The sequence below is a fragment of the Achromobacter sp. NFACC18-2 genome, from assembly GCF_900108985.1.
In the GTDB taxonomy this organism is placed as follows: Bacteria; Pseudomonadota; Gammaproteobacteria; order Burkholderiales; family Burkholderiaceae_B; genus Achromobacter.
This window is the reverse complement of the sequence record NZ_FNYM01000011.1, coordinates 210,112-230,396: the sequence shown is the minus strand read 5'-3', so window position 1 is coordinate 230,396 and position 20,285 is coordinate 210,112. Positions and strand designations below refer to the sequence as shown.

Below are 20,285 nucleotides of genomic sequence, written 5' to 3'. Positions count from 1 at the left end.
AAGGTGGTACCACTCCTTCCCATCCCGAACAGGACAGTGAAACGCCTTTGCGCCGATGATAGTGGACGGACGTCTGTGAAAGTAGGTCATCGTCAAGCTCTTACCCTCAAAGCCCCACCGGTACCCGGTGGGGCTTTGTCTTTGGCAGGCCTGTCGGCCTGCAAAGCCGCGCCAATGCTGAATGTGCCGAAATAACAACGCCCGTGGTCGGGGTGGCTTTGTGCGGTAAGATTGGTCGAGTCAATTCGTTGGAGCGTTATCGTGAGTGATCCCCAGACCCCCGTGCCCGGTACGACATTGGACCTGCGCACGTTGACCCACGTAGCCTACGGCTTGTATGCGTTGGGCTTCCTCACGAGTGGATTCCTGGGCATTGCCACGATTGCGGCCGTTGTGCTCATGTATCTCAAGCGCTCGGACGCCGCCGGCACGGTCTATGCCGGGCATTTCGACTGGCTCTTGCGCACTTTCTGGTGGGCGCTGCTGTGGCTGGCCATCAGCGGGATCGCGACGCTCATTTTCGTCGGCTGGATTGGCGTGGCCGCGACGATCGTTTGGGTGCTCTATCGACTGATCCGCGGCTGGCTGTCGTTGCTGGAAGGCAGCGCGCCCACGTCATACGCTTGATACGCGCAAGTTCGCCTGAAGGCCGGCGTCAACCCGAGTGTTGATGAGCGGTTCACCACAATCCCCACGTAGCGGTCTGACGCTTCGTGGGGATTCTTCTTTTCAGGGGATCCGCTTTTTGCATCTCAGCGCGTTGGTCGGCCTGCACGCCAAGATCTAGCGTAGTGGCCGCGCTGGTGCCGCCAGGCGCATGGGCAAGCGCGTCATGCCTTGGGAATCAGGCTATGGCGGGTAGGGAGGGAAAGTCCACGAACGTGGCGATGATGGGGCAGGACGAGGGGACTTGCGAGATTGCGCCGAGCTCGCCCGGCAGTGAGCCAGGGCGTCGCGACAATCCAAAGGCAGGGACGTACGCCGTACGCCCTTTGCCTGCTTACTTCAGATGCGCGTTGACCAGTTTGGTCAGTTCGAACATCGTGACCTGATCCTTGCCAAAGATCGGGCGCAGCTTGGCATCGGCGTTGATGTTGCGCTTGTTGCTGGCATCTTGCAGGTTGTGCTTCTTGATGTATTCCCAGATCTTCTTGGTGACCTCGGTTCGCGGCACGGCTTCCGAGCCGATGACGGCGGCCAATTCGGCGCTGGGGGTCAGGGGCTTCATGAATGCAGCGTTCGGCTTGCGCGCGGTCGCGGGTTTGGAGGTTGTGGCCATAATGCGGCGCTCCTTCTCTGGCTGTTGGAAAAATTGTCCTGCGGCCGGAGCATAACGTGTCTCTCCCCTAAAGACAAAGGCATTTATCCTCTGTAGCAACTAAAATGCGCAGACCGTCCCCTCTATCACGTCATTCTGTAACGTCCTATGTACGCACGATCTCCGTTGGAATCGATTCGGCTTTTTCATGACGAATTGACGGCGCTGCGGCGCGATTTGCATGCCCATCCCGAGCTTGGCTTTGAAGAAGTCCGCACCTCGGGCATTGTCGCGGGCTCGCTGCAGGCGCTGGGCATCGAGGTGCATCGCGGGATCGGTAAGACCGGGGTGGTGGGCGTCATTCGCGGCAAGCGTTGCGATAGCGGGCGCATGATTGGTCTGCGCGCCGATATGGACGCATTGCCGATGACCGAGGACAACACGTTCGGGCACAAGTCCACCAAGCCCGGTCTGATGCATGGCTGCGGCCATGATGGCCATACTGCGGTGTTGATAGGGGCGGCGAAGTATCTGGCGCAGACGCGAAATTTTGATGGCACCGCGGTGTTGATTTTCCAGCCGGCGGAAGAGGGCCGTGGTGGCGCGCGCGCCATGCTGGAAGATGGCCTGTTCGATACCTTTCCGTGCGATGCGATCTATGCGCTGCATAGCTGGCCGGGATTGAAGCCCGGCACGATTGGCATCAATCCGGGGCCGATGATGGCTGCGGCCGACCGCTTCGAGATACTGATCACCGGTCGAGGCGGGCATGGCGCGCATCCCTACCAGACGATCGACCCCGTGACCATTGCCGGGCAGATCATCACTGCGCTACAGACCATCGTGTCGCGCAATGTGAATCCGCTGGATTCGGCCGTGCTGTCGATCGGTTCGGTGCAGGCCGGGCATCCGGGCGCGATGAGCGTCATCCCGCGTGAAGCGCGGATGGTCGGCACCGTGCGGACGTTTCGCAAGTCGGTCCAGGAAATGGTCGAGACGCGCATGCGCGAATTGGTAAGCGCGATTGCCGGCGCTTTCGGCGGCACTGCCGAAGTCGTGTATGAGCGCATCTATCCCGCAACCTTGAATACGCCCCAGCACGCCAACCTGGTAGCCGACATCGCGACCGAGATGATCGGCAAGGAGAACGTGGTGCGCGACCTGGTACCCTCGATGGGTTCCGAGGATTTTTCGTTCATGCTGCAGGCCAAGCCGGGCGCCTATTTCCGCCTGGGCCAGGGCGGGGCCGATTCCGGCTGCCTGTTGCACAACCCGAATTTCGATTTCAACGATGCCGTCATTCCCCTTGGCAGCGCACTGTTCTGCGCGCTGGCTGAACGGGGCATGCCGCTGGCAGATTAAGAAGCCTTCCATGTCTACTCAAAGCACGACTCAACTTACGATCACCCGCCCCGACGATTGGCACCTGCACCTGCGCGATGGCGCTGCGCTGGAAGCCGTGGTGGCGGATACGGCGCGCCAGTTCGCGCGGGCCATCATCATGCCCAACCTGAAGCCGCCGGTCACGACCACCGAGCAGGCGCTGGCCTATCGCGGCCGCATTCTGGAGGCGCTTGCGAAGACGGACGTCAATCCGGACTCGTTCACGCCGTTGATGACGCTTTACCTCACCGACAACACGTCGGCGGAAGAGATCGTGCGCGCGCATGAATCGGGCCAGGTCTATGCGGTCAAGCTGTACCCGGCGGGCGCGACGACCAATTCGGACGCGGGCGTGACCGATCTGCTGGGCAAGTGCACGAAGGCGCTGGAAGCGCTGCAGGAATGCGGCATGCCGTTGCTCGTGCATGGCGAAGTGACGGACCCGTCGATCGACGTGTTCGATCGCGAAGCGATTTTTGTTGAACGCGTCATGAAGCCGTTGCGCCGCGCCTTTCCGGCATTGAAGGTCGTGTTCGAGCACATCACGACGAAGGAAGGGGCCGAGTACGTGCGCGACGCGGAGGGTCCGATTGCGGCCACGATCACGCCGCAGCATCTGCTGTACAACCGCAACGCGATCTTCCAGGGCGGTGTGCGTCCTCACTGGTATTGCCTGCCGATCCTGAAGCGTGAGACCCACCGCCTAGCGCTGGTCGAGGCGGCAACCAGCGGCAGCCCGCGGTTTTTCCTTGGCACGGACAGCGCGCCGCACGCGCGTGGGCTGAAGGAGCATGCCTGCGGTTGCGCGGGGTGCTACACCGCGCTGCACGCGATGGAGCTGTACGCCACGGCGTTCGACGCGGTGGGCAAGCTGGACAAATTGGAAGGCTTTGCCAGCTTCCACGGCCCGGACTTCTACGGTCTGCCGCGCAACGACGGCACGTTGACGCTGTCGCGCGAGACTTACCTGGTGCCCGACGAATTGGCGTTCGGCAATACGACGCTGGTGCCGTTGGCCGCCGGCGAGGCCCTGGGGTGGCGCGCCCACGTCTGAACGCAGACCGGAGCGGGAACGCGGGCAATCGGCCGGCGAAAAAAGACAGGGGTGAGCGGCTGTGCCGGTCACCCCTTTTTTCATCGCGTCGCGTTGTTCTATTTATATAGAGGCGATCTCAGAGCGTGCCGTCGCGCCGCGCTTCCAGGAGCTCCCAGCGCGCGAACTTCTCTTCGAGTTCGGCTTCCAGCTTGGCCAGTTCGCTGTTGATGCGCTCGACTTCCGCCGGGGCGTCGCGATACAGGCTGCCGTCCGCGAGCTTGCCCGCCAGTTCGGCCTGCTGGGCCTCGAGCGCGGCGATGGCGTCCGGCAGGCCTTCGAGTTCGCGCAGGTCCCAGGCGTTGATCTTGCCCGCTTTGGCGGGTTTGGGGCGCGCTACCTTCGCGCGCGCGGCGCTGTCGTCGGCAGGCTTGGCCGCCTTGTCGGCGTCGGCTGGCGCGGCGGCAGGCGCCGGGCGCTGGGCGACCCAATCATCGTATCCCCCGACGTAGTCGCTCCAGTGGCCGTCGCCCTCATAGGCGATGGTCTGCGTCACCACGTTGTTGAGGAAGGCCCGGTCGTGGCTGACCAGCAGTACGGTGCCCGCGTATTCTTGCAGCAGTTCTTCCAGCAACTCCAGCGTCTCGATGTCCAGGTCGTTGGTGGGCTCGTCGAGCACCAGCACGTTGGCCGGGCGCGCGAACAGCCGCGCCAGCAAAAGTCGGGCGCGTTCCCCGCCGGACAGGCTGCGTACCGGCGAGCCTGCTCGGGCGGGCGAGAACAGGAAGTCGCCCAGGTAGGTCATCACATGCTTGCGCACGCCGCCGATCTCGACCCATTCGCTCCCCGGGCTGATGATGTCGACGAGGGAGGCGTTATCGTCGAGCTGCGCGCGCATCTGGTCGAAGTAGGCGACCGCGACGTTGGTGCCCAGGCGCGTCGTGCCGGTGTCGGGCTGCAGCTCGCCGAGGATCAGTTTGAGCAGGGTGGTCTTGCCGGCGCCGTTGGGACCGATGATGCCGATGCGATCGCCGCGAAAGAGGGTTGTGGAGTAGTCGTCCACCACGATCTTGTCGCCGAAACGCTTGCCGACGTGTTCGAGTTCGGCCACGAGCTTGCCGGAACGTTGGCCTTCGGCCAGCGCGAGCGACACGTTGCCGACGCGCTCACGGCGTTCGGCCCGCTGCACCCGCAGGCTTTCCAGGCGGCGCACGCGGCCTTCGTTGCGCGTGCGGCGCGCTTCGACGCCTTTGCGGATCCAGACTTCCTCTTGCGCCAGCAGCTTGTCGAACCGCGCCTGCTCCAGCCGCTCGGATTCCAGCCACTGGGCCTTGCGTTCCTGCCATTGCGAAAAATTGCCCGGAAAGCTCAGCAGGCGGCCGCGGTCGAGTTCGACAATGCGGGTGGTCACGGCATCGAGGAAGCGGCGGTCGTGGGTGATGATGACCGCGGCGCCTTTCCAGGTGCGCAGCATCTCTTCCAGCCAGGCGATGCCTTCGAAGTCCAGATGGTTGGTGGGCTCGTCGAGCAGCAGCAGATCGGGCTCGTCGACCAGGGCGCGCGCGAGGGCGACGCGCTTGCGCGTTCCACCGGACAGGCCGGCGATCTGGACGTCCGCCGGCAGACCCAGCTTTTCGAGCACGGCGCGCGCGCGCGAGGGGCGCTGCCAGTCTTCGTGGTCGCCTTCCTCGTTGCATACGACGTCAAACACCGTGGCGTCGTCGTTCAGTTCGGGTTCCTGTTCGACGGTGGCGACGCGCAGGCCGGAACTGCGTGCGATGGTGCCGTCGTCGGGTTGGGTGCGGCCGTCGAGCAGCCTGAGCAGCGAGGACTTGCCCGCGCCGTTACGGCCGATCAGGCCGATGCGCTCGCCGGCCTGGATGGCGAAGTCAGCGTGGTCCAGCAGCGGATGGTGCCCATACGCGAGTTGGACGTCGGTCAAGGTGATGAGAGTTTCGAGGGCCATGTAGTGAGAGTGTCTGCGGCAACGGAGCGGATCAACGCGTATTGTCGCAGGAACCGGCGGGCCGGTTGCGCGGGCGCAGGCGGTCGTGGGGGACGGGGCGGCCGGCTGTAATAGAATACGGGCTGCAAGGCGGGTCGGACGATCGCGGCGGGCGCAAGCCCGTCGAGGAAGGTCCGGACTCCACAGGGCAGGGTAACGGCTAACGGCCGTCCGGTTGCGTCTTCGGGCGCGGCTGAGGAATAGGACCACAGAGACGAGACTGCGGCGCGGGCGCGTTTTGCGCGCACTGATACGGCCACCTCCGTATTGCGCCGTCCGGTAACGGGCGGCGGCATCGCAGGGTGAAACGCGGCAACCTCTATCCGGAGCAACATCAAATAGGCATGCGTGCGGCCTCACGGCCGTGAAGGGCGGCTCCGTCCTAGCATGCGGGTAGATGGCTACAGCGGCTCAGCAATGATCCGCGCAGAGGAATGATCGTCCGCCAGGGCAACCTGGTGTACAGAATCCGGCCTATAGACCCGTCTTGCATTGAATTCCGTTCGCGCGCGGGTCTCGAGGACAGCGCGCGGCCTTTTGGCGCCGATCGCGCCAATTCAATCCCGCTCCCGGGGTGCCAACCCGCTGGCAGGCCGCGCGAGCCCGAAGGATCGGGCCGGCGTAAGGCGGTAGGCGGCCCCCATTAGCCGCTACTTCTGAAGTAGGACTTTTAGAGTATGTCGCAACCTCCTGATTTATTGGGAGGTTTTTCTTTTTGCGCATTTACATGTTGATCTAAGTCCTTGTTGTGATTGAAAAAATTGCAACCACGCGCTTGACCGCCCCATTGCCATACCGTAGAGTGGGAAATAGTAGGAAATTGTGCAATTAAGTGGGGTAAATGTGGTGTTTCAGGGAAGCAGCGCGCTCACGCTGGATGCCAAGGGACGGATCTCCATTCCGACCCGGCATCGTGACGCGCTCATGTCGCAGGCCGAAGGCCGGCTGACCCTGACCCGCCACCCCGACGGCTGCCTGCTGGTGTACCCGCGGCCCGAGTGGGAAAAGAAGCGCGAACAGATCGCCGCTTTTCCCATGACGGCCCGCGCGCTGCAGCGGCTGTTGCTGGGCAACGCGCAGGACGTGGAACTGGACGGCTCCGGCCGGGTTCTGATCGCTCCTGAGCTGCGCAACGCTTCCGGTATGACGCGCGATGTGATGCTGCTCGGTCTGGGCTCGCACTTCGAGCTGTGGGACGCCGCTACCCTGGCCAGCCGCGAGGCTGAAGACCTGGCCAAGGGTATGCCGGATGTGTTGAACCAGTTTTCGTTCTGAAAGAGTTATGGAATTCGAACATCGGCCCGTTCTTCTGGCGCCGACGGTGGACGCGCTTTTGCTTCCCGGCTTCGGGGGCAAGGGCGCGGCGCGGTCGCAGCCGCAGGATGGGCTGGATGTGGCCACGCGTATCGAAAGCGGCGTCTTTGTGGACGGCACTTTCGGTCGCGGCGGCCACAGTCGCGAGCTACTCAGCCGCCTGGGAAAGCAGGCGCGGCTGATCGTGTTTGATAAGGACCCGCAGGCCATTGCGGTCGCCGATGCGTTGGCGGCACAGGATCCGCGGGTCACGGTCGTGCATGGGGGCTTTGCCACCATGGCGGAAGAATTGCAGCAGCGCGGCATCGACAAGGTCGATGGCGTGATGCTGGATCTGGGCGTTTCGTCGCCTCAGATTGACGATGCCGAGCGCGGCTTCTCGTTCATGCGAGACGGCCCGCTCGATATGCGGATGGACACCACTCGTGGTCCCACGGTGGCGGATTGGCTGGCGCAAGCCAGTGTGGATGAGATGCGGGAGGTCATAGCGGATTATGGCGAAGAACGGTTTGCTTTTCAGGTTGCAAAGGCGATTGCTGCTCGCCGCGCAACAAGGCCGCTGCGCACCACGCTCGAGCTTGCCGAGTGCGTCGCCAGCGCCGTCCGCACGCGCGAAAAGGGGCAACATCCGGCCACACGCACCTTTCAAGCTTTACGGATTTACATCAATCGGGAACTCGAAGAGCTCGCGCGCACCCTCGCGGCAGCTTTAGACCTGCTTGCCCCGGGAGGGAGGTTGGCGGTGATCAGCTTTCATTCGCTCGAAGACCGCATGGTCAAGCAATGCATCGCGGCGGCGGCTCGTCCGGCCGCCGCGCATGCACGCCTGCCGCTGCGCGAAAGCGAAATGCCCCAGCCTGTCCTGCGTTCCCTGGGCAAGGTCGTTGCCGAAGACGCTGAAGTCTCGGCAAACGCCCGTGCCCGCTCGGCCATCCTGCGTGCGGCCGAGCGCACCGAAACCCCGCTGCCAGCCGAAGGCGGCCTGGCTTTCGTGAAGACCGGTTCGCTGCCCGGCAGCGACCTCGTCCCGCCGCGGCGCGGTGGCAAGGGGGGGCGCCGGTAATGGGTCGCGTCAACCTGATCGTTGCGGCTTTGCTGATGCTGTCGGCCATTTCCCTGGTCACCAGCCGGTATCAGTCGCGTCAGCTCTTTGTTGAGCTGGGCCGCGATCAGGCGCACGCTCGCGACCTGGAAACCAACTGGCGGCGCTTGCAGCTCGAGCGCGCCGAACTGGCCCGCAATGCGCGGGTCGATGCAATTGCGCGTGACGGACTGAAGATGATCTCCATCGTCCCGGATCGCACGCTCTACCTGAACCAGGCGCCCGTGCCGGCCGCCGGAGGGGCGCAATGAAGCGCGTGCCCTTCTTCGACAATCCCGTGCTGCGCGGACAGTTGCCCACGTGGCGCGCCCGCCTGGTGCTGATCCTGCTGTTCGGCGGATTCGTCGTGCTGGCCGGCCGCGCGCTGTTCCTGCAGGGGCTGTCGACGGAGTTCCTGCAGCAGCAGGGCGAACGCCGCTATGAGCGCACGCTGACGCTGGCCGCCACCCGCGGCAAGATCCTGGACCGCAATGGCGCGGTGCTGGCCTCGAGCGTGCCGGCGCGCGCCATCTGGGCGATTCCCGAAGACGTGAAGCAGGCGACGCCCTCGCAGATCGATGCGCTGGCCAAGCTGCTGGACACGCCGGCCGCCGACCTGCGCCGTCGCCTGGTGGATGAGGACAAGAACTTCGTCTACCTGAAGCGCCAGGTCTCGATGGACGTGGCCGACAAGATCAAGCAGCTCGGCTTGCCTGGCGTGCACCAGCAGCCCGAGACGCGCCGCTACTATCCGGACGGCGACGTGATGGCGCACGTGGTGGGCTTCAACAGCGTCGAGGACCAGGGCCAGGAAGGCGTCGAACTGACGTTCAACCAGCAGTTGTCGGGTCGTCCCGGCAGCCGCCGCGTCATCAAGGACCGGCTGGGCCGCGTCATCGAGGACGTGCAGGCCGTGACCTTGCCGGTGGACGGCCGCGACCTGCGCCTGTCCATCGATACCCGCCTGCAGTACCTGGTTTTCAAGGAATTGAAGGACGCCGTTGATAAGCACCAGGCCAAGGGCGCAACTGCCGTGGTCGTGGACGTGCACACGGGCGAGATCCTCGCGCTGGCCAACGTGCCGACCTTCGACCCGAACAACCGCGATACCTTCCATGGCGCCAACCTGCGCAACCAGGCCATCACGGACACGTTCGAACCCGGCTCCATCATGAAGCCGTTCACCGCGGCGTTGGCGCTGGATCTTGGCCGCATCACCACGTCGACGCTGTTCGAGACGGGCAATGGCCGCTTCAACTATCAGGGCAGCACGATCAGCGACGTGAGCCGCAACGGCACGCTGGACGTGGCGGGCGTGCTGCGCAAGTCCAGCAATATCGGCATGACCATGATCTCCGAGAAGCTGGAATCCCGCGAAATGTGGGATCGCTTCACCGAGCTCGGGCTTGGCCAGGCGCCGCAGATCGGATTTCCTGGCGCAGCGCCCGGCCGGTTGCGTCCCTGGGAGCGCTGGCGCCTGATCGAGAAGGCCACCATGGCTTATGGCTACGGCCTGTCGGTGTCGCTGCTGCAGGTGGCGCGCGCCTACACCGTGTTCGCCCGTAATGGCGACATGGTGTCGCTGACGCTGGTCAAGCGCGACAGCGATCCGACCAGCGTCAAGATCTACACGCCCAAGACCACCGCGATGGTGCGCGCCATGTTGGAGGCCGCCGCAGGCCCCGAGGGCACGAAGGCGGCGCAGGTGCAGGGCTACCGCGTGGCCGGCAAGAGCGGCACGGCGCGCAAGATCGTGGACGGCAAGTACAGCACCCAGCGGTACCGGAGCTCGTACGTGGGCTTCGCCCCGGTGTCGGAGCCCAAGATCGTGGTGGCCGTGTCCATCGACGAGCCGACGGTCGGCGGTTACTACGGCGGCGCGATCGCCGCACCCGTGTTCTCCCATATCGTGGGGGGGAGCCTGAGGCTGATGGGGGTGCGGCCCGACGCGCCGTTCGAATCCACGATTGTTGCTGGTATCAAGGAGCCAGGCAGATGAGCGCCAAAGGCTTCCTCTCTGCTCCTGTCGCCACGGTTGCTGAAATCGTGGCGTGGTTGCATTCGCGCGTGTCGCTGACCGCGCATCTCAAGCTGGATTCGCGCGACATCGAGCCCGGCGACGTATTCGTCGCCTGCCCGGGCCTGTCGAGCGACGGCCGTCTCTATATAGAAAAGGCGTTGGCGCTGGGCGCCAGCGCGGTGCTGTTCGAAGCGCCCGCCACTGATGCGATGGCGGCGGGGGCGGGCGATGCGGCCTTGCTGCCCGTGACCGGATTGCGGTCGCTGCTGGGCGAACTGGGCGATACCTGGTACGGCCGCCCGTCGACCGCGCTGGCGGTAGTGGCCGTGACCGGCACCAACGGCAAGACGTCCTCGGTACAGTGGATTGCCCACGCGCTGAGCCGCAACGACAAGGCTTGCGGCACCATCGGCACGCTGGGCGCCGTGCTGCCCGACGGGCAGACGCTGGGCGGCGACCTGACGACCCCCGATGTCCTGACCGTGCACCGTACGCTGGCCGCGATGCGCGACGCCGGGGCGAAGGCCGTGGCGATGGAAGCGTCGTCCATCGGCATCGAGCAGGGCCGCATGGACGGCGTGCGCGTGGCGCTGGCCGCCTTTACGAACCTCACGCGCGACCATCTGGACTACCACGTCACGATGGAGCGCTACGAAGAAGCCAAGGCGCGTCTCTTCCGCTGGCCCGGCCTGACGGCCGCGGTGATCAATGCCGACGACGAGGCGGGACGGCGGATGCTGGCAAGCCTGCCGGACGGCGTATCGCCGATGGGCTACAGCCTGAGCGAAGATCCCGCCATTCCCGCCGCGATGCGCGCGCGCGATCTGCAGGCGACGTCGCAGGGCCAGATCTTTACGCTGGTATCGCCGCACGGCGAAGCCCAGATCGTGACGCGCCTGCTGGGCGCGCACAATGTATCGAACCTGCTGCTGGTGGCGGGCGTGCTGTACAAGCTGGGCCTGCCGTTTGCGCAGATTGCCCGCGAGCTTGCCGCGACCGACCCCGTCGACGGCCGCCTGCAGACCGTGGAGCCGGCGGTGAATTCGCCGTCGCATACGGTCCGCGGCCCGCTGGTGGTGGTGGATTACGCCCACACGCCGGATGCGCTGTCCCGCGCGTTGCTGGCGCTGCGGGCGGTCGCCACGGCGCGCTCCGGCCGCCTGGTGTGCCTGTTCGGCTGCGGCGGCGAGCGCGATCCGGGCAAGCGCCCGGTCATGGGCGCCATTGCTGCGGAGCTGGCCGACCACGTGGTGGTGTCCAGCGACAATCCGCGCACCGAGTCGGCCGAGGCCATCGTCCAGCAGATTCTGACGGGCATTCCCGAAGCGGCGCGCGCGGACGTCGAAGTCGACCGCGCCCGCGCCATCATGCAGACGATCTGGGCCGCTTCGCCGGAAGACGTGGTGCTGCTGGCCGGCAAGGGCCACGAGACCTATCAGGATATCGGCGGCGAAAAGCTGCCTTTCGACGATCGCGAATGGGCGCGCCTGGCGCTGCTGCTGCCGCAGGTGCCGGGCGTGTCCACCGACACGCGCCGCATCGGCGAGGGAGAGCTGTTCGTCGCCCTGGTGGGCGAGAACTTCGACGCGCACGAATACCTGGACCAGGCCGCTTCGCGCGGCGCCTGCGCCGCCGTCGTCGCGCATCGCGTGCCCGATGCCGGAATGCCGCAGCTCGTCCTGGGCGACACGCGGGTTGCGCTGACGCGCATCGGCGCCGCCTGGCGCGCGCGCTTTTCGCTGCCCGTGGTGGCGGTGACCGGCAGCAACGGCAAGACGACCACCAAGGAAATGATTTCCGCCATGCTCGCCCAATGGCAGGGCGAGGCGGGACGCCTGGCCACCGCCGGCAACCTGAACAACGACATTGGCGTGCCGCTGACCTTGCTGCGCCTGCGCGCCGAGCACCGCGCCGCCGTGTTCGAGCTGGGCATGAACCATCCTGGCGAGATCGCGCAACTGGCCGCCATCGCGGCGCCCACCGTGGCGCTGGTCACCAACGCGCAGCGCGAGCACCAGGAATTCATGCACACCGTCGAAGCGGTCGCGCGCGAGAACGGCGCGGCGATTGCCGCGCTGCCGGCAGACGGCGTCGCGGTGTATCCGGGCGACGAACCCTACTCGGACATCTGGGACGCGCTGGCCGCGCCGCGACGCGTGCTGCGTTTCGGGCTGCAGCCGGGCCTGGACGTCTATGCGGAACAGATCATTGCGGAAGTGGATGCGACGCGCTGCCGCGTCGTGACGCCCGTCGGCGTCGCGGACCTGATGCTGCCGGTGCCCGGACTGCACAACCTGCGCAACGCGCTGGCCGCCATCGCCAGTGCGATCGCCGCGGGGGCGCCGCTGGAAACCGCGGTGCGCGCGCTGGCCGGATTCAGCCCGGTGGCGGGCCGCATGCAGCACAAGCGAATGGGTGACGGAACGTTGCTCATCGATGACACCTACAATGCCAACCCCGACTCGGTTCGCGCGGCCATCGACGTGCTTGCGCGCATGGCCGGCAAGCGCGTCCTGGTGCTGGGCGACATGGGCGAAATCGGGGACAACGGCCCCGCCATGCATGCCGAGGTGGGCCATTACGCGCGCGAGCATGGGCTCGACGCATTCATCACGCTAGGCGAAGCCAGCCGGGCGGCCGCCGCCGCATTCGGCCCTGGCGCGCACGCCTGCGCATCGGTAGACGAAGTCGTTGCCGCCTTGCGCGGCCTGCGCCCGTCCTGCGTATTGGTAAAAGGATCGCGCTTTATGCGCATGGAGCGGGTAGTGACGGCTTTTTCTTCGAATGACGGTACGACGGCCTCGGGGCAGGGAGAGCAGCATGCTGCTTGAGATCGCCCGGCTGCTTTCCGACGATGTGCGCGCCTTGGGCGTGTTCGAATACATCACCTTGCGCGCCGTCCTGGCATGCGCGACGGCGCTGGTGATCGGCCTGCTGGCCGGGCCGCGCGTCATCCGCAAACTGACGGAAATGAAGATCGGCCAGGCCGTGCGCAGCTACGGCCCCGAAACGCACCTGGTCAAGACCGGCACACCGACCATGGGCGGCGTGCTGATCCTGATTTCCATCGGCATCAGCACCCTGCTGTGGGCGGACTGGACGAACCGCTTCGTGTGGGTCGTGCTGCTTGTCACCTTCGGCTTCGGCTGGATCGGCTGGCGGGACGACTACCGCAAGGTCGTCTATCGCGATCCCGAAGGCATGCCCGCGCGGCAGAAGTTCTTCTGGCAAGCCACGATCGGCATCGTGGCGGCCGTGTACCTGGCGTTTGCGGTATCCGCGCCCGCCAATACCGAACTGTGGCCCCTGTTCAAGGCATGGGTGGGCAGCGGCTTCACGATGGCGTTGCCGACGCGCGCCGACCTGATCGTGCCGTTCTTCAAGACAGTGAGCTATCCGCTCGGCGTGCTCGGTTTCGTGGCGCTGACGTGGGCCGTGATCGTGGGCACCAGCAACGCGGTGAACCTCACCGACGGCCTGGACGGCCTGGCCATCATGCCTACCGTGATGGTCGGCAGCGCGCTGGGCATTTTCGCCTACGTGGTCGGGCGTGTGGACTATTCGAAGTATCTGCTGTTTCCGTACATTCCCGGCGCATCGGAATTGATGGTGCTGTGCGCGGCCATCGGCGGCGCGGGGCTCGCATTTTTATGGTTCAACGCGTATCCGGCGCAGGTATTCATGGGCGACGTCGGCGCGCTGGCGTTGGGCGGCGCGTTGGGCACGATCGCGGTCATCGTGCGCCAGGAGATCGTGCTGTTCATCATGGGCGGCGTGTTCGTCGTCGAAACCCTTTCGGTGATGATCCAGGTGACCTGGTTCAAGTACACGAAGCGACGTTATGGAACAGGTCGACGCATTTTCCGCATGGCGCCGTTGCATCATCACTTTGAAGTCGGTGGCTGGAAGGAAACCCAGGTCGTCGTGCGTTTCTGGATCATCAGCATGATGCTGGTGCTGATTGGCCTCTCTACCTTGAAGTTGCGATGACGATGATGGAAACCTCCCGCGCTGACGCGCCGCTCGTCCTGATCCTCGGATTGGGTGAGACGGGTGTCGCCGCCGCACGCTGGTGCGCCCGCCAAGGCGCCCGCTTGCGCGTGGCCGACACGCGCGCCGAACCGGGAGGTCTTGCCGCGCTGCGCGACGCGCTGGCGCAAAGCGACGTGGAATACCGCCTGGGTTGCGAGGACTCCTTCGCGACTGACCTGCTGGACGGTGTGACGCAGGTCGTGCTCAGTCCCGGATTGGCGCCCACGCAGGCGCCCGCCGCCGACGTGCTGCGCGAGGCCGAGGCCCGCGGCATCGAAGTCGTCGGCGAGATCGAACTGTTCGCGCGTGCGTTGGCGGATCTGGCCGCGACGCGCGAATACCGCCCGCGCCTGCTCGCCGTGACGGGCACCAACGGCAAGACCACGGTCACCGCGCTGACTCGCCAGCTCGTCGAAGCCAGCGGCCTGACGGTGCTTGCGGCCGGCAACATCAGCCCCGCGGCGCTGTCCGCGCTGATGGACGCGCTGGACACGGAATCGCTGCCGCAGGTGTGGGTGCTGGAGCTGTCCAGCTTCCAGTTGGAAACCACGCGTACGCTGATGGCCGATGCGGCCGTCGTGTTGAACGTGACCCAGGACCATCTGGACTGGCACGGCGGCATGCAAGCCTACGCGCAGGCCAAGGCGCGCCTCTTGAAGATGGCGCGCGTCGCGATCGTGAATCGCGACGACCCGCTCACCGTCGATATGGTGCCGTCGCTCAATGCCATGACCGTGCGCAGCTTCGGTCGCGACGTGCCGGAGCTGGTGGGCGACATGGGCCTGGATCTGGGACAGGGCGTTGCCTGGCTGGCGTCTTGCGAACCCAACGATTTCGACGAGCCCGCGCCGCCCACGCGGCGCAAGAAGGATGCGCCCGAGCCGGTGCGCGCCAAGGGCCGGATGAGCCGCCTGATGCCCGTGGACGCCTTGCGCATCCGCGGCATCCACAACGCCTTGAATGCGCTGGCGGCGCTGCAACTGGCCCGCTGCCTGGATCTGGGCTGGGGCGCCATGCTGCGCGCGTTGCGCGAGTACGCGGGTGAACCGCATCGCGCGGCGTTTGTGCGCACGATCGGCGGCGTCGACTACATCAATGACAGCAAGGGCACCAACGTGGGCGCCACCGTGGCCGCGCTGGAGGGCCTGGGGCAACCCGTCGTGCTGATCGCGGGCGGCCAGGGCAAGGGGCAGGACTTCTCGCCGCTGATCCCCGTGGTCTCGCGCCATGCGCGCGCCGTGATGCTGATCGGCGTCGACGGCCCCGAGATCGGCCGCGTGCTCCACGCCACCGGGGTCCAGTGCGTGACGGTCGAAACGCTGCGCGACGCCGTGCGCGCCGCGGCCGACCTGGCGCAGCCGGGCGATGCGGTGCTGCTGTCGCCGGCTTGCGCCAGCCTGGACATGTTCCGCAACTACCCGCATCGCGGGCAGGTATTCGTGGAAGAGGTCGAAGACCTGGCCCGCGATCGTGGGGAGGTGGCATGAACCGCAGCGCCGCTCCCCAGGTGAATTCCGTCGTGCGTCGCGCCGAGGCCTCCCAATGAGCCTGATCGCCGACCTCACCGCCAGCGTCAATGCCGTACGGCCCGGCCGTACCCGCATGCGCAACTTCGACCTGCCGCTCGTCATTGCGGCGTCGACGTTGCTGCTGCTCGGCCTGCTGATGGTGTATTCGGCGTCGATCGCGCTGGCCGACGGCCCGCGCTATGCGTCCTATGGCCGCTATTACTTCGTGATCCGCCACGGTCTCTTCGTGAGCGCGGGCCTGGTCGGGGCCGCCGTCGTGCTGTCGATTCCCATCCGGGTCTGGCAGCGTCTTGCCGTGCCGCTCTTCGTGGTGGCGATCACCTTGCTGGTCGCCGTCCTGATTCCCGGGATCGGGCGCGAAGTCAACGGCGCGCATCGCTGGATTCCGCTGGGTCCGCTGAATTTCCAGCCGTCCGAACTGATGAAGCTTGCCGCGCTGCTGTACGCGGCCGACTACACCGTGCGCAAGCAGGAACACATGCAGGCGTTCGCCCGCGGCTTCCTGCCCATGGCCGTTGCGCTGGCGGGCGTGGGCATGCTGCTGCTGCTTGAACCCGATCTGGGCGCGTTCATGGTGATCGTGGCCATCGCGATCGGCATCCTGTTCCTGGGCGGCATCAACGGCAAGTACTTCAGCAGCCTGCTCGGCGTGCTGGTCGGCACCTTCCTGATGCTGATCTGGCTGTCGCCCTGGCGCCGCGCGCGCCTGTTCGCGTACCTGGATCCCTGGAACGAAGACAACGCCTACGGCAGCGCCTATCAGCTTTCGCATTCGTTGATCGCGCTGGGTCGCGGCGAATGGTTCGGCGTGGGCCTGGGCGCCAGCGTCGAAAAACTGCATTACCTGCCCGAAGCGCACACCGACTTCCTGATGGCGGTGGTGGGCGAGGAACTGGGATTCGCCGGCGTGATGCTGGTGATCACGCTGTTTGCCATCATCGTCTACCGCGGTTTCGACATCGGACGCCAGGCCATCGCCATGGAGCGCACGTTTGCCGGCCTGGTCGCGCACGGTGTGGCGATGTGGTTCGGCGTGCAGTCCTTCATCAACATGGGCGTGTGCCTCGGCCTGCTGCCTACCAAGGGCCTGACGCTGCCGCTGATGAGCTACGGCGGTTCGGGCGTGGTGATGAACCTGTGCGCGCTGGCGATGCTGATCCGGGTCGACGTGGAAAACCGCATCATGATGCGCGGAGGACGCGTATGACCGCCTCGCGCACCATCCTGATCATGGCCGGCGGCACCGGCGGCCACATCATGCCCGGGCTGGCCGTGGCCGATGTGCTGCGCGCGCGCGGCTGGCGCGTGCTGTGGCTGGGCAACCCTGAAAAGATGGAAGGCCGGCTGGTCCCGCCGCGCGGCATCGAGCTGGTGCCGCTGCGCTTTCAGGGCGTGCGCGGCAAGGGGGCGTCGGCCCTGCTGAAACTGCCCTTTCTGCTGCTGCGCGCATTCGCGCAAGCCTGGTCGCGCCTGTCCGACGTGCGCCCCGACGTGGTGCTGGGCATGGGCGGCTATGTGGCGTTCCCGGGCGGCGTGATCGCCGCGCTGCGCGGCACGCCGCTGGTCGTGCACGAACAGAACGCCGTCGCCGGCACCGCCAACAAGTGCCTGGCCAAGATGTCGCGCCGCGTGCTGAGCGGGTTCCCCGGCGTGCTGCCCAAGGGCGAGGCCATGGGCAACCCGGTGCGCGCCGATCTGTGCGCCTTGCCAAACCCGGCCGAGCGCTATGCCGGCCGCACCGGCCCGCTGCGCGTGCTGGTGGTGGGAGGCAGCCTGGGGGCGCAGGCCTTGAATACCACCGTGCCGCAGGCGCTTGCCCGCATGCCGCTCGAAAGCCGGCCGACGGTCGTGCATCAGGCTGGCGAACAACATCTGCCCGCGCTGCAGCAGGCCTACGCCCAGGCTGGCGTTCAGGCCGACTGCCGCGCCTTCATCGACGACATGGCGGGCGCCATGGCCGACGCCGACCTGCTGATCTGCCGCGCCGGCGCCATGACGGTGTCCGAAGTGGCGGCCGCCGGGGTTGCGGCGCTGTTCGTGCCATTCCCCCACGCCATCGATGACCATCAAACCGCCAACGCGCGCTTCCTGAGCGACGCGCAGGCCGCCTGGCTGCAGCCGCAGACCGCCATGACGCCCGAGTGGCTGGCGGACTGGCTGGGCCAGCGCTCCCGACAAGAACTGCAGGGTGTCGCCGTCCGGGCTCGCGAGCATGCGCGTCCCGATGCGGCTGCCCATATCGCCGACGTCTGTGAACAAGCAGCGGGGCGTTCATCATGAAACACAGAATTCAACATATCCATTTCGTAGGCATCGGCGGCTCGGGCATGAGCGGCATTGCCGAAGTGCTGCTCAACCTGGGCTACGACATCAGCGGCTCCGACCTGAACGAGTCGGCCGTGACGCGCCGCCTGGCGGGCCTGGGCGTGAAGATCGCCATCGGCCACGCGGCCAGCAACGTCACTGGCGCCAGCGCCATCGTCACCTCGACCGCCGTCGCGGGCGACAATCCCGAAGTGATCGCCGCGCGCGCGGCGCGCATCCCGGTGGTGCCGCGCGCCATCATGCTGGCCGAGTTGATGCGCCTGAAGCGCGGCATCGCCGTCGCCGGCACGCACGGCAAGACCACGACGACCAGCCTGGTGGCCAGCGTGCTTGCGGCCGGCGACCTGGATCCGACCTTCGTCATCGGCGGGCGGCTCAATTCGGCCGGCGCCAATGCGCGGCTGGGGCAGGGCGACTACATCGTGGTCGAGGCCGACGAGTCGGACGCATCCTTCCTGAACCTGCTGCCGGTGATGGCCATCGTGACCAATATCGATGCCGATCACATGGATACCTACGGGCACGACGTGGCGCGCTTAAAGAGCGCCTTCATTGAATTCACGCAGCGCCTGCCTTTCTACGGCAGCGCCGTGCTGTGCTCGGACGACGCCAATGTGCGCGAGATCATGCCGTTCGTGTCGCGTCCGATCACGACCTACGGCCTGAACGAAGAGGCCCAGGTGCGCGCCTATGAGGTGCAGGCCGACGGCACGCGCATGCGCTTCAACGTGCAGCGCACCCACCGCGACACGCTGCTGCCTCCCCTGAAGGTGGAGTTGAACCTGCCCGGGCTGCACAACGTGCGCAACGCGCTGGCCGCGATCGCCGTGGCGACCGAGCTGGGCGTGTCGGATGACGCCATCTGCGAGGCGCTGGGGTCGTTCAAGGGCGTGGGCCGCCGTTTCACGCAGACGGGCGAATTCGCCGTGCCCGCCAGCCATGGCGGCGGCACCTTCACGGTGATCGACGACTACGGCCATCACCCGGTGGAAATGGCCGCCACGCTGTCCGCCGCGCGCGGCGCCTGGCCGGATCGCCGCATCGTGCTGGCCTTCCAGCCGCACCGCTACACGCGCACGCGTGATTGCTTCGAGGATTTCGTGCGCGTGCTGGGCTCTGCCGACGCGGTGCTGCTGACCGAGGTCTACGCCGCGGGCGAACCGCCGCTGGTGGCGGCCGACGGACGCGCCCTGTCCCGCGCGCTGCGCGTGGCGGGCAAGGTCGAGCCGGTATTCGTGGAAGACGTGGCGGAGCTGCCGCAGGCAATCGTGGATTTCGTGCGCGATGGCGACGTCGTCATCGTGATGGGAGCGGGTTCGATCAGCAAGGTCCCCGCCCAGGTGGGAGAACTGGCATGAGCAAGCAATTCGGCAAAGTTGGGGTGTTGTACGGCGGCCGGTCCGCCGAGCGCGAAGTGTCGCTCATGTCGGGCAAGGGCGTTCAGGAGGCCCTGATCAGCGCCGGCGTGGACGCGCATCTGTTCGACACCGGGGAACGCAGCCTCGCCGAGCTGGCGCAGCAGGGCTTTGAACGCGTGTTCATCGCGCTGCACGGCCGCTACGGCGAAGACGGCACGATCCAGGGCGCCCTGGAATTGCTGGGCATTCCCTATACCGGAAGCGGCCCGATGGCATCGGCCCTGGCCATGGACAAGACCATGACCAAGCGCATCTGGCTGCAGCATGGCCTGCCCACGCCCGACTTCGAAGTGCTCGACGCTGATACGGAGCTGCGTCTGGTCCCCGACCGCCTGCAACTGCCGCTGATCATCAAGCCGCCGCACGAGGGCTCGACCGTCGGCATCACCAAGGTCGTGGGCTATTCCGACATGAAGGAAGCCTATGCCGCGGCGGCGCGCTTTGACAGCGAAGTCCTGGCCGAGCAGTTCATCACCGGTCGCGAGCTGACCGTGGCCGTCCTGGGTTCCGGTAAGGCCGCGCGCGCGCTGCCGGTGATCGAGATCGCGGCGCCGGGCGGCAACTACGACTACGAACACAAGTATTTCTCCGACGACACGCAGTACTTCTGCCCGGCCGCGCTGCCGGCGGACGTGGCTGAAGACGTCGCGCGGATTGCCGTAAAGGCCTATCAGGCGCTGGGCTGCGAAGGCTGGGGGCGCGCGGACTTCATCCTCGACCGCGACAACCGGCCCTGGCTGCTCGAAATGAATACGTCGCCCGGCATGACCGGCCATTCCCTGGTCCCCATGGCGGCCAAGGCCGTCGGGATCAGCTATGCCGATTTGTGCGTGGCCATCCTGTCCGAGGCTTCGTGCAAGGTGCACAGCCCCGCCCGCAACGCTTGA

Annotated in this window: 16 protein-coding genes, 1 rRNA gene and 1 other RNA gene; 16 read left to right on the top strand and 2 right to left on the bottom strand. The window is 66.2% G+C overall.

Going from position 1 to position 20,285, the window contains the following annotated elements; genetic code table 11:
* Window positions 1–98 (top strand): 5S ribosomal RNA (rrf, locus tag BMW75_RS18245); the annotation flags it as partial.
* Between the two features lie 163 nt (window positions 99–261).
* Window positions 262–627 (top strand): DUF4870 family protein, encoded by a 366-nt coding sequence (locus BMW75_RS18240; protein WP_076518844.1) that lies wholly within the window; start codon window positions 262–264, stop codon window positions 625–627.
* A gap of 373 nt (window positions 628–1,000) precedes the next feature.
* On the opposite strand, the gene BMW75_RS18235 is transcribed toward BMW75_RS18240, so the two are convergent.
* Window positions 1,001–1,279, bottom strand: coding sequence for an SWIB/MDM2 domain-containing protein (locus BMW75_RS18235; RefSeq protein WP_006217453.1), 279 nt, complete (start codon window positions 1,277–1,279; stop codon window positions 1,001–1,003).
* 147 nt (window positions 1,280–1,426) lie between these two features.
* Here BMW75_RS18235 and BMW75_RS18230 point away from each other — a divergent pair, with 147 nt between their 5' ends.
* Together BMW75_RS18230 and pyrC are read left to right on the top strand one after the other, a co-directional pair.
* On the top strand, window positions 1,427–2,620 hold the full coding sequence (locus tag BMW75_RS18230; protein ID WP_076518845.1) for a M20 aminoacylase family protein: 1,194 nt from the start codon (window positions 1,427–1,429) through the stop codon (window positions 2,618–2,620).
* Window positions 2,616–3,695: a dihydroorotase gene (gene pyrC / locus BMW75_RS18225; RefSeq protein WP_092581299.1), complete on the top strand. Its 1,080-nt coding sequence runs from the start codon at window positions 2,616–2,618 to the stop codon at window positions 3,693–3,695. The genes BMW75_RS18230 and pyrC overlap by 5 nt, the downstream gene beginning before the upstream one ends.
* Before the next feature lie 118 nt (window positions 3,696–3,813).
* Here the strand turns inward: pyrC and BMW75_RS18220 are convergent, their stop codons facing one another.
* On the bottom strand, window positions 3,814–5,640 hold the full coding sequence (locus BMW75_RS18220) for an ATP-binding cassette domain-containing protein (RefSeq protein ID WP_092581288.1): 1,827 nt from the start codon (window positions 5,638–5,640) through the stop codon (window positions 3,814–3,816).
* 126 nt (window positions 5,641–5,766) lie between these two features.
* Here BMW75_RS18220 and rnpB point away from each other — a divergent pair.
* The 12 genes from rnpB to BMW75_RS18160 all read left to right on the top strand — a co-directional run bounded on the left by rnpB (window position 5,767) and on the right by BMW75_RS18160 (window position 20,285).
* An RNA gene (rnpB, locus tag BMW75_RS18215) (RNase P RNA component class A) lies at window positions 5,767–6,172 on the top strand.
* Between the two features lie 353 nt (window positions 6,173–6,525).
* Window positions 6,526–6,954: a division/cell wall cluster transcriptional repressor MraZ gene (gene mraZ, locus BMW75_RS18210; protein WP_056322651.1), complete on the top strand. Its 429-nt coding sequence runs from the start codon at window positions 6,526–6,528 to the stop codon at window positions 6,952–6,954.
* 7 nt (window positions 6,955–6,961) lie between these two features.
* On the top strand, window positions 6,962–8,056 hold the full coding sequence (gene rsmH, locus BMW75_RS18205; RefSeq protein ID WP_092581287.1) for a 16S rRNA (cytosine(1402)-N(4))-methyltransferase RsmH: 1,095 nt from the start codon (window positions 6,962–6,964) through the stop codon (window positions 8,054–8,056).
* Window positions 8,056–8,346, top strand: coding sequence for a cell division protein FtsL (ftsL, locus tag BMW75_RS18200; protein WP_076518848.1), 291 nt, complete (start codon window positions 8,056–8,058; stop codon window positions 8,344–8,346). Before rsmH ends, ftsL begins: the two co-directional genes overlap by 1 nt.
* Window positions 8,343–10,073, top strand: a complete 1,731-nt coding sequence (locus tag BMW75_RS18195) for a peptidoglycan D,D-transpeptidase FtsI family protein (protein ID WP_092581286.1) — start codon at window positions 8,343–8,345, stop codon at window positions 10,071–10,073. The genes ftsL and BMW75_RS18195 overlap by 4 nt, the downstream gene beginning before the upstream one ends.
* Window positions 10,070–12,925, top strand: a complete 2,856-nt coding sequence (murF, locus tag BMW75_RS18190) for a bifunctional UDP-N-acetylmuramoyl-L-alanyl-D-glutamate--2,6-diaminopimelate ligase MurE/UDP-N-acetylmuramoyl-tripeptide--D-alanyl-D-alanine ligase MurF (protein ID WP_092581285.1) — start codon at window positions 10,070–10,072, stop codon at window positions 12,923–12,925. The genes BMW75_RS18195 and murF overlap by 4 nt, the downstream gene beginning before the upstream one ends.
* A complete protein-coding gene (gene mraY / locus BMW75_RS18185; RefSeq protein WP_076518851.1) occupies window positions 12,915–14,084 on the top strand; it encodes a phospho-N-acetylmuramoyl-pentapeptide-transferase in 1,170 nt (389 codons plus the stop codon). Before murF ends, mraY begins: the two co-directional genes overlap by 11 nt.
* A complete protein-coding gene (gene murD, locus BMW75_RS18180) occupies window positions 14,081–15,613 on the top strand; it encodes a UDP-N-acetylmuramoyl-L-alanine--D-glutamate ligase (protein ID WP_092581284.1) in 1,533 nt (510 codons plus the stop codon). Before mraY ends, murD begins: the two co-directional genes overlap by 4 nt.
* A 55-nt stretch (window positions 15,614–15,668) precedes the next feature.
* Complete coding sequence (ftsW, locus tag BMW75_RS18175; protein WP_076518853.1) at window positions 15,669–16,862, top strand: putative lipid II flippase FtsW; 1,194 nt, start codon at window positions 15,669–15,671, stop codon at window positions 16,860–16,862.
* The gene (gene murG, locus BMW75_RS18170; protein WP_076518854.1) at window positions 16,859–17,935 is read left to right on the top strand and encodes an undecaprenyldiphospho-muramoylpentapeptide beta-N-acetylglucosaminyltransferase; all 1,077 of its coding nucleotides are present in this window, start codon (window positions 16,859–16,861) and stop codon (window positions 17,933–17,935) included. Before ftsW ends, murG begins: the two co-directional genes overlap by 4 nt.
* Window positions 17,932–19,338 carry a UDP-N-acetylmuramate--L-alanine ligase gene (murC, locus tag BMW75_RS18165; RefSeq protein WP_076518855.1) on the top strand — a complete coding sequence of 469 codons (1,407 nt, stop codon included), beginning with the start codon at window positions 17,932–17,934 and terminating at the stop codon, window positions 19,336–19,338. The genes murG and murC overlap by 4 nt, the downstream gene beginning before the upstream one ends.
* Entirely contained in the window at window positions 19,335–20,285 is a 951-nt protein-coding gene (locus BMW75_RS18160) for a D-alanine--D-alanine ligase (protein ID WP_092581283.1), read from the top strand. Before murC ends, BMW75_RS18160 begins: the two co-directional genes overlap by 4 nt.

Excerpts from the sequence above, each read along its gene's own strand:
- BMW75_RS18160 (WP_092581283.1), top strand. The coding sequence starts at position 19,335 with ATGAGCAAGCAATTCGGCAAAGTTGGGGTGTTGTACGGCGGCCGGTCC.
- rsmH (WP_092581287.1), top strand. The coding sequence starts at position 6,962 with ATGGAATTCGAACATCGGCCCGTTCTTCTGGCGCCGACGGTGGACGCG.
- BMW75_RS18220 (WP_092581288.1), bottom strand. The coding sequence starts at position 5,640 with ATGGCCCTCGAAACTCTCATCACCTTGACCGACGTCCAACTCGCGTAT.
- BMW75_RS18195 (WP_092581286.1), top strand. The coding sequence starts at position 8,343 with ATGAAGCGCGTGCCCTTCTTCGACAATCCCGTGCTGCGCGGACAGTTG.
- murF (WP_092581285.1), top strand. The coding sequence starts at position 10,070 with ATGAGCGCCAAAGGCTTCCTCTCTGCTCCTGTCGCCACGGTTGCTGAA.
- ftsW (WP_076518853.1), top strand. The coding sequence starts at position 15,669 with ATGAGCCTGATCGCCGACCTCACCGCCAGCGTCAATGCCGTACGGCCC.
- BMW75_RS18230 (WP_076518845.1), top strand. The coding sequence starts at position 1,427 with ATGTACGCACGATCTCCGTTGGAATCGATTCGGCTTTTTCATGACGAA.
- BMW75_RS18235 (WP_006217453.1), bottom strand. The coding sequence starts at position 1,279 with ATGGCCACAACCTCCAAACCCGCGACCGCGCGCAAGCCGAACGCTGCA.
- mraY (WP_076518851.1), top strand. The coding sequence starts at position 12,915 with ATGCTGCTTGAGATCGCCCGGCTGCTTTCCGACGATGTGCGCGCCTTG.
- murD (WP_092581284.1), top strand. The coding sequence starts at position 14,081 with ATGACGATGATGGAAACCTCCCGCGCTGACGCGCCGCTCGTCCTGATC.
- ftsL (WP_076518848.1), top strand. The coding sequence starts at position 8,056 with ATGGGTCGCGTCAACCTGATCGTTGCGGCTTTGCTGATGCTGTCGGCC.
- murG (WP_076518854.1), top strand. The coding sequence starts at position 16,859 with ATGACCGCCTCGCGCACCATCCTGATCATGGCCGGCGGCACCGGCGGC.
- murC (WP_076518855.1), top strand. The coding sequence starts at position 17,932 with ATGAAACACAGAATTCAACATATCCATTTCGTAGGCATCGGCGGCTCG.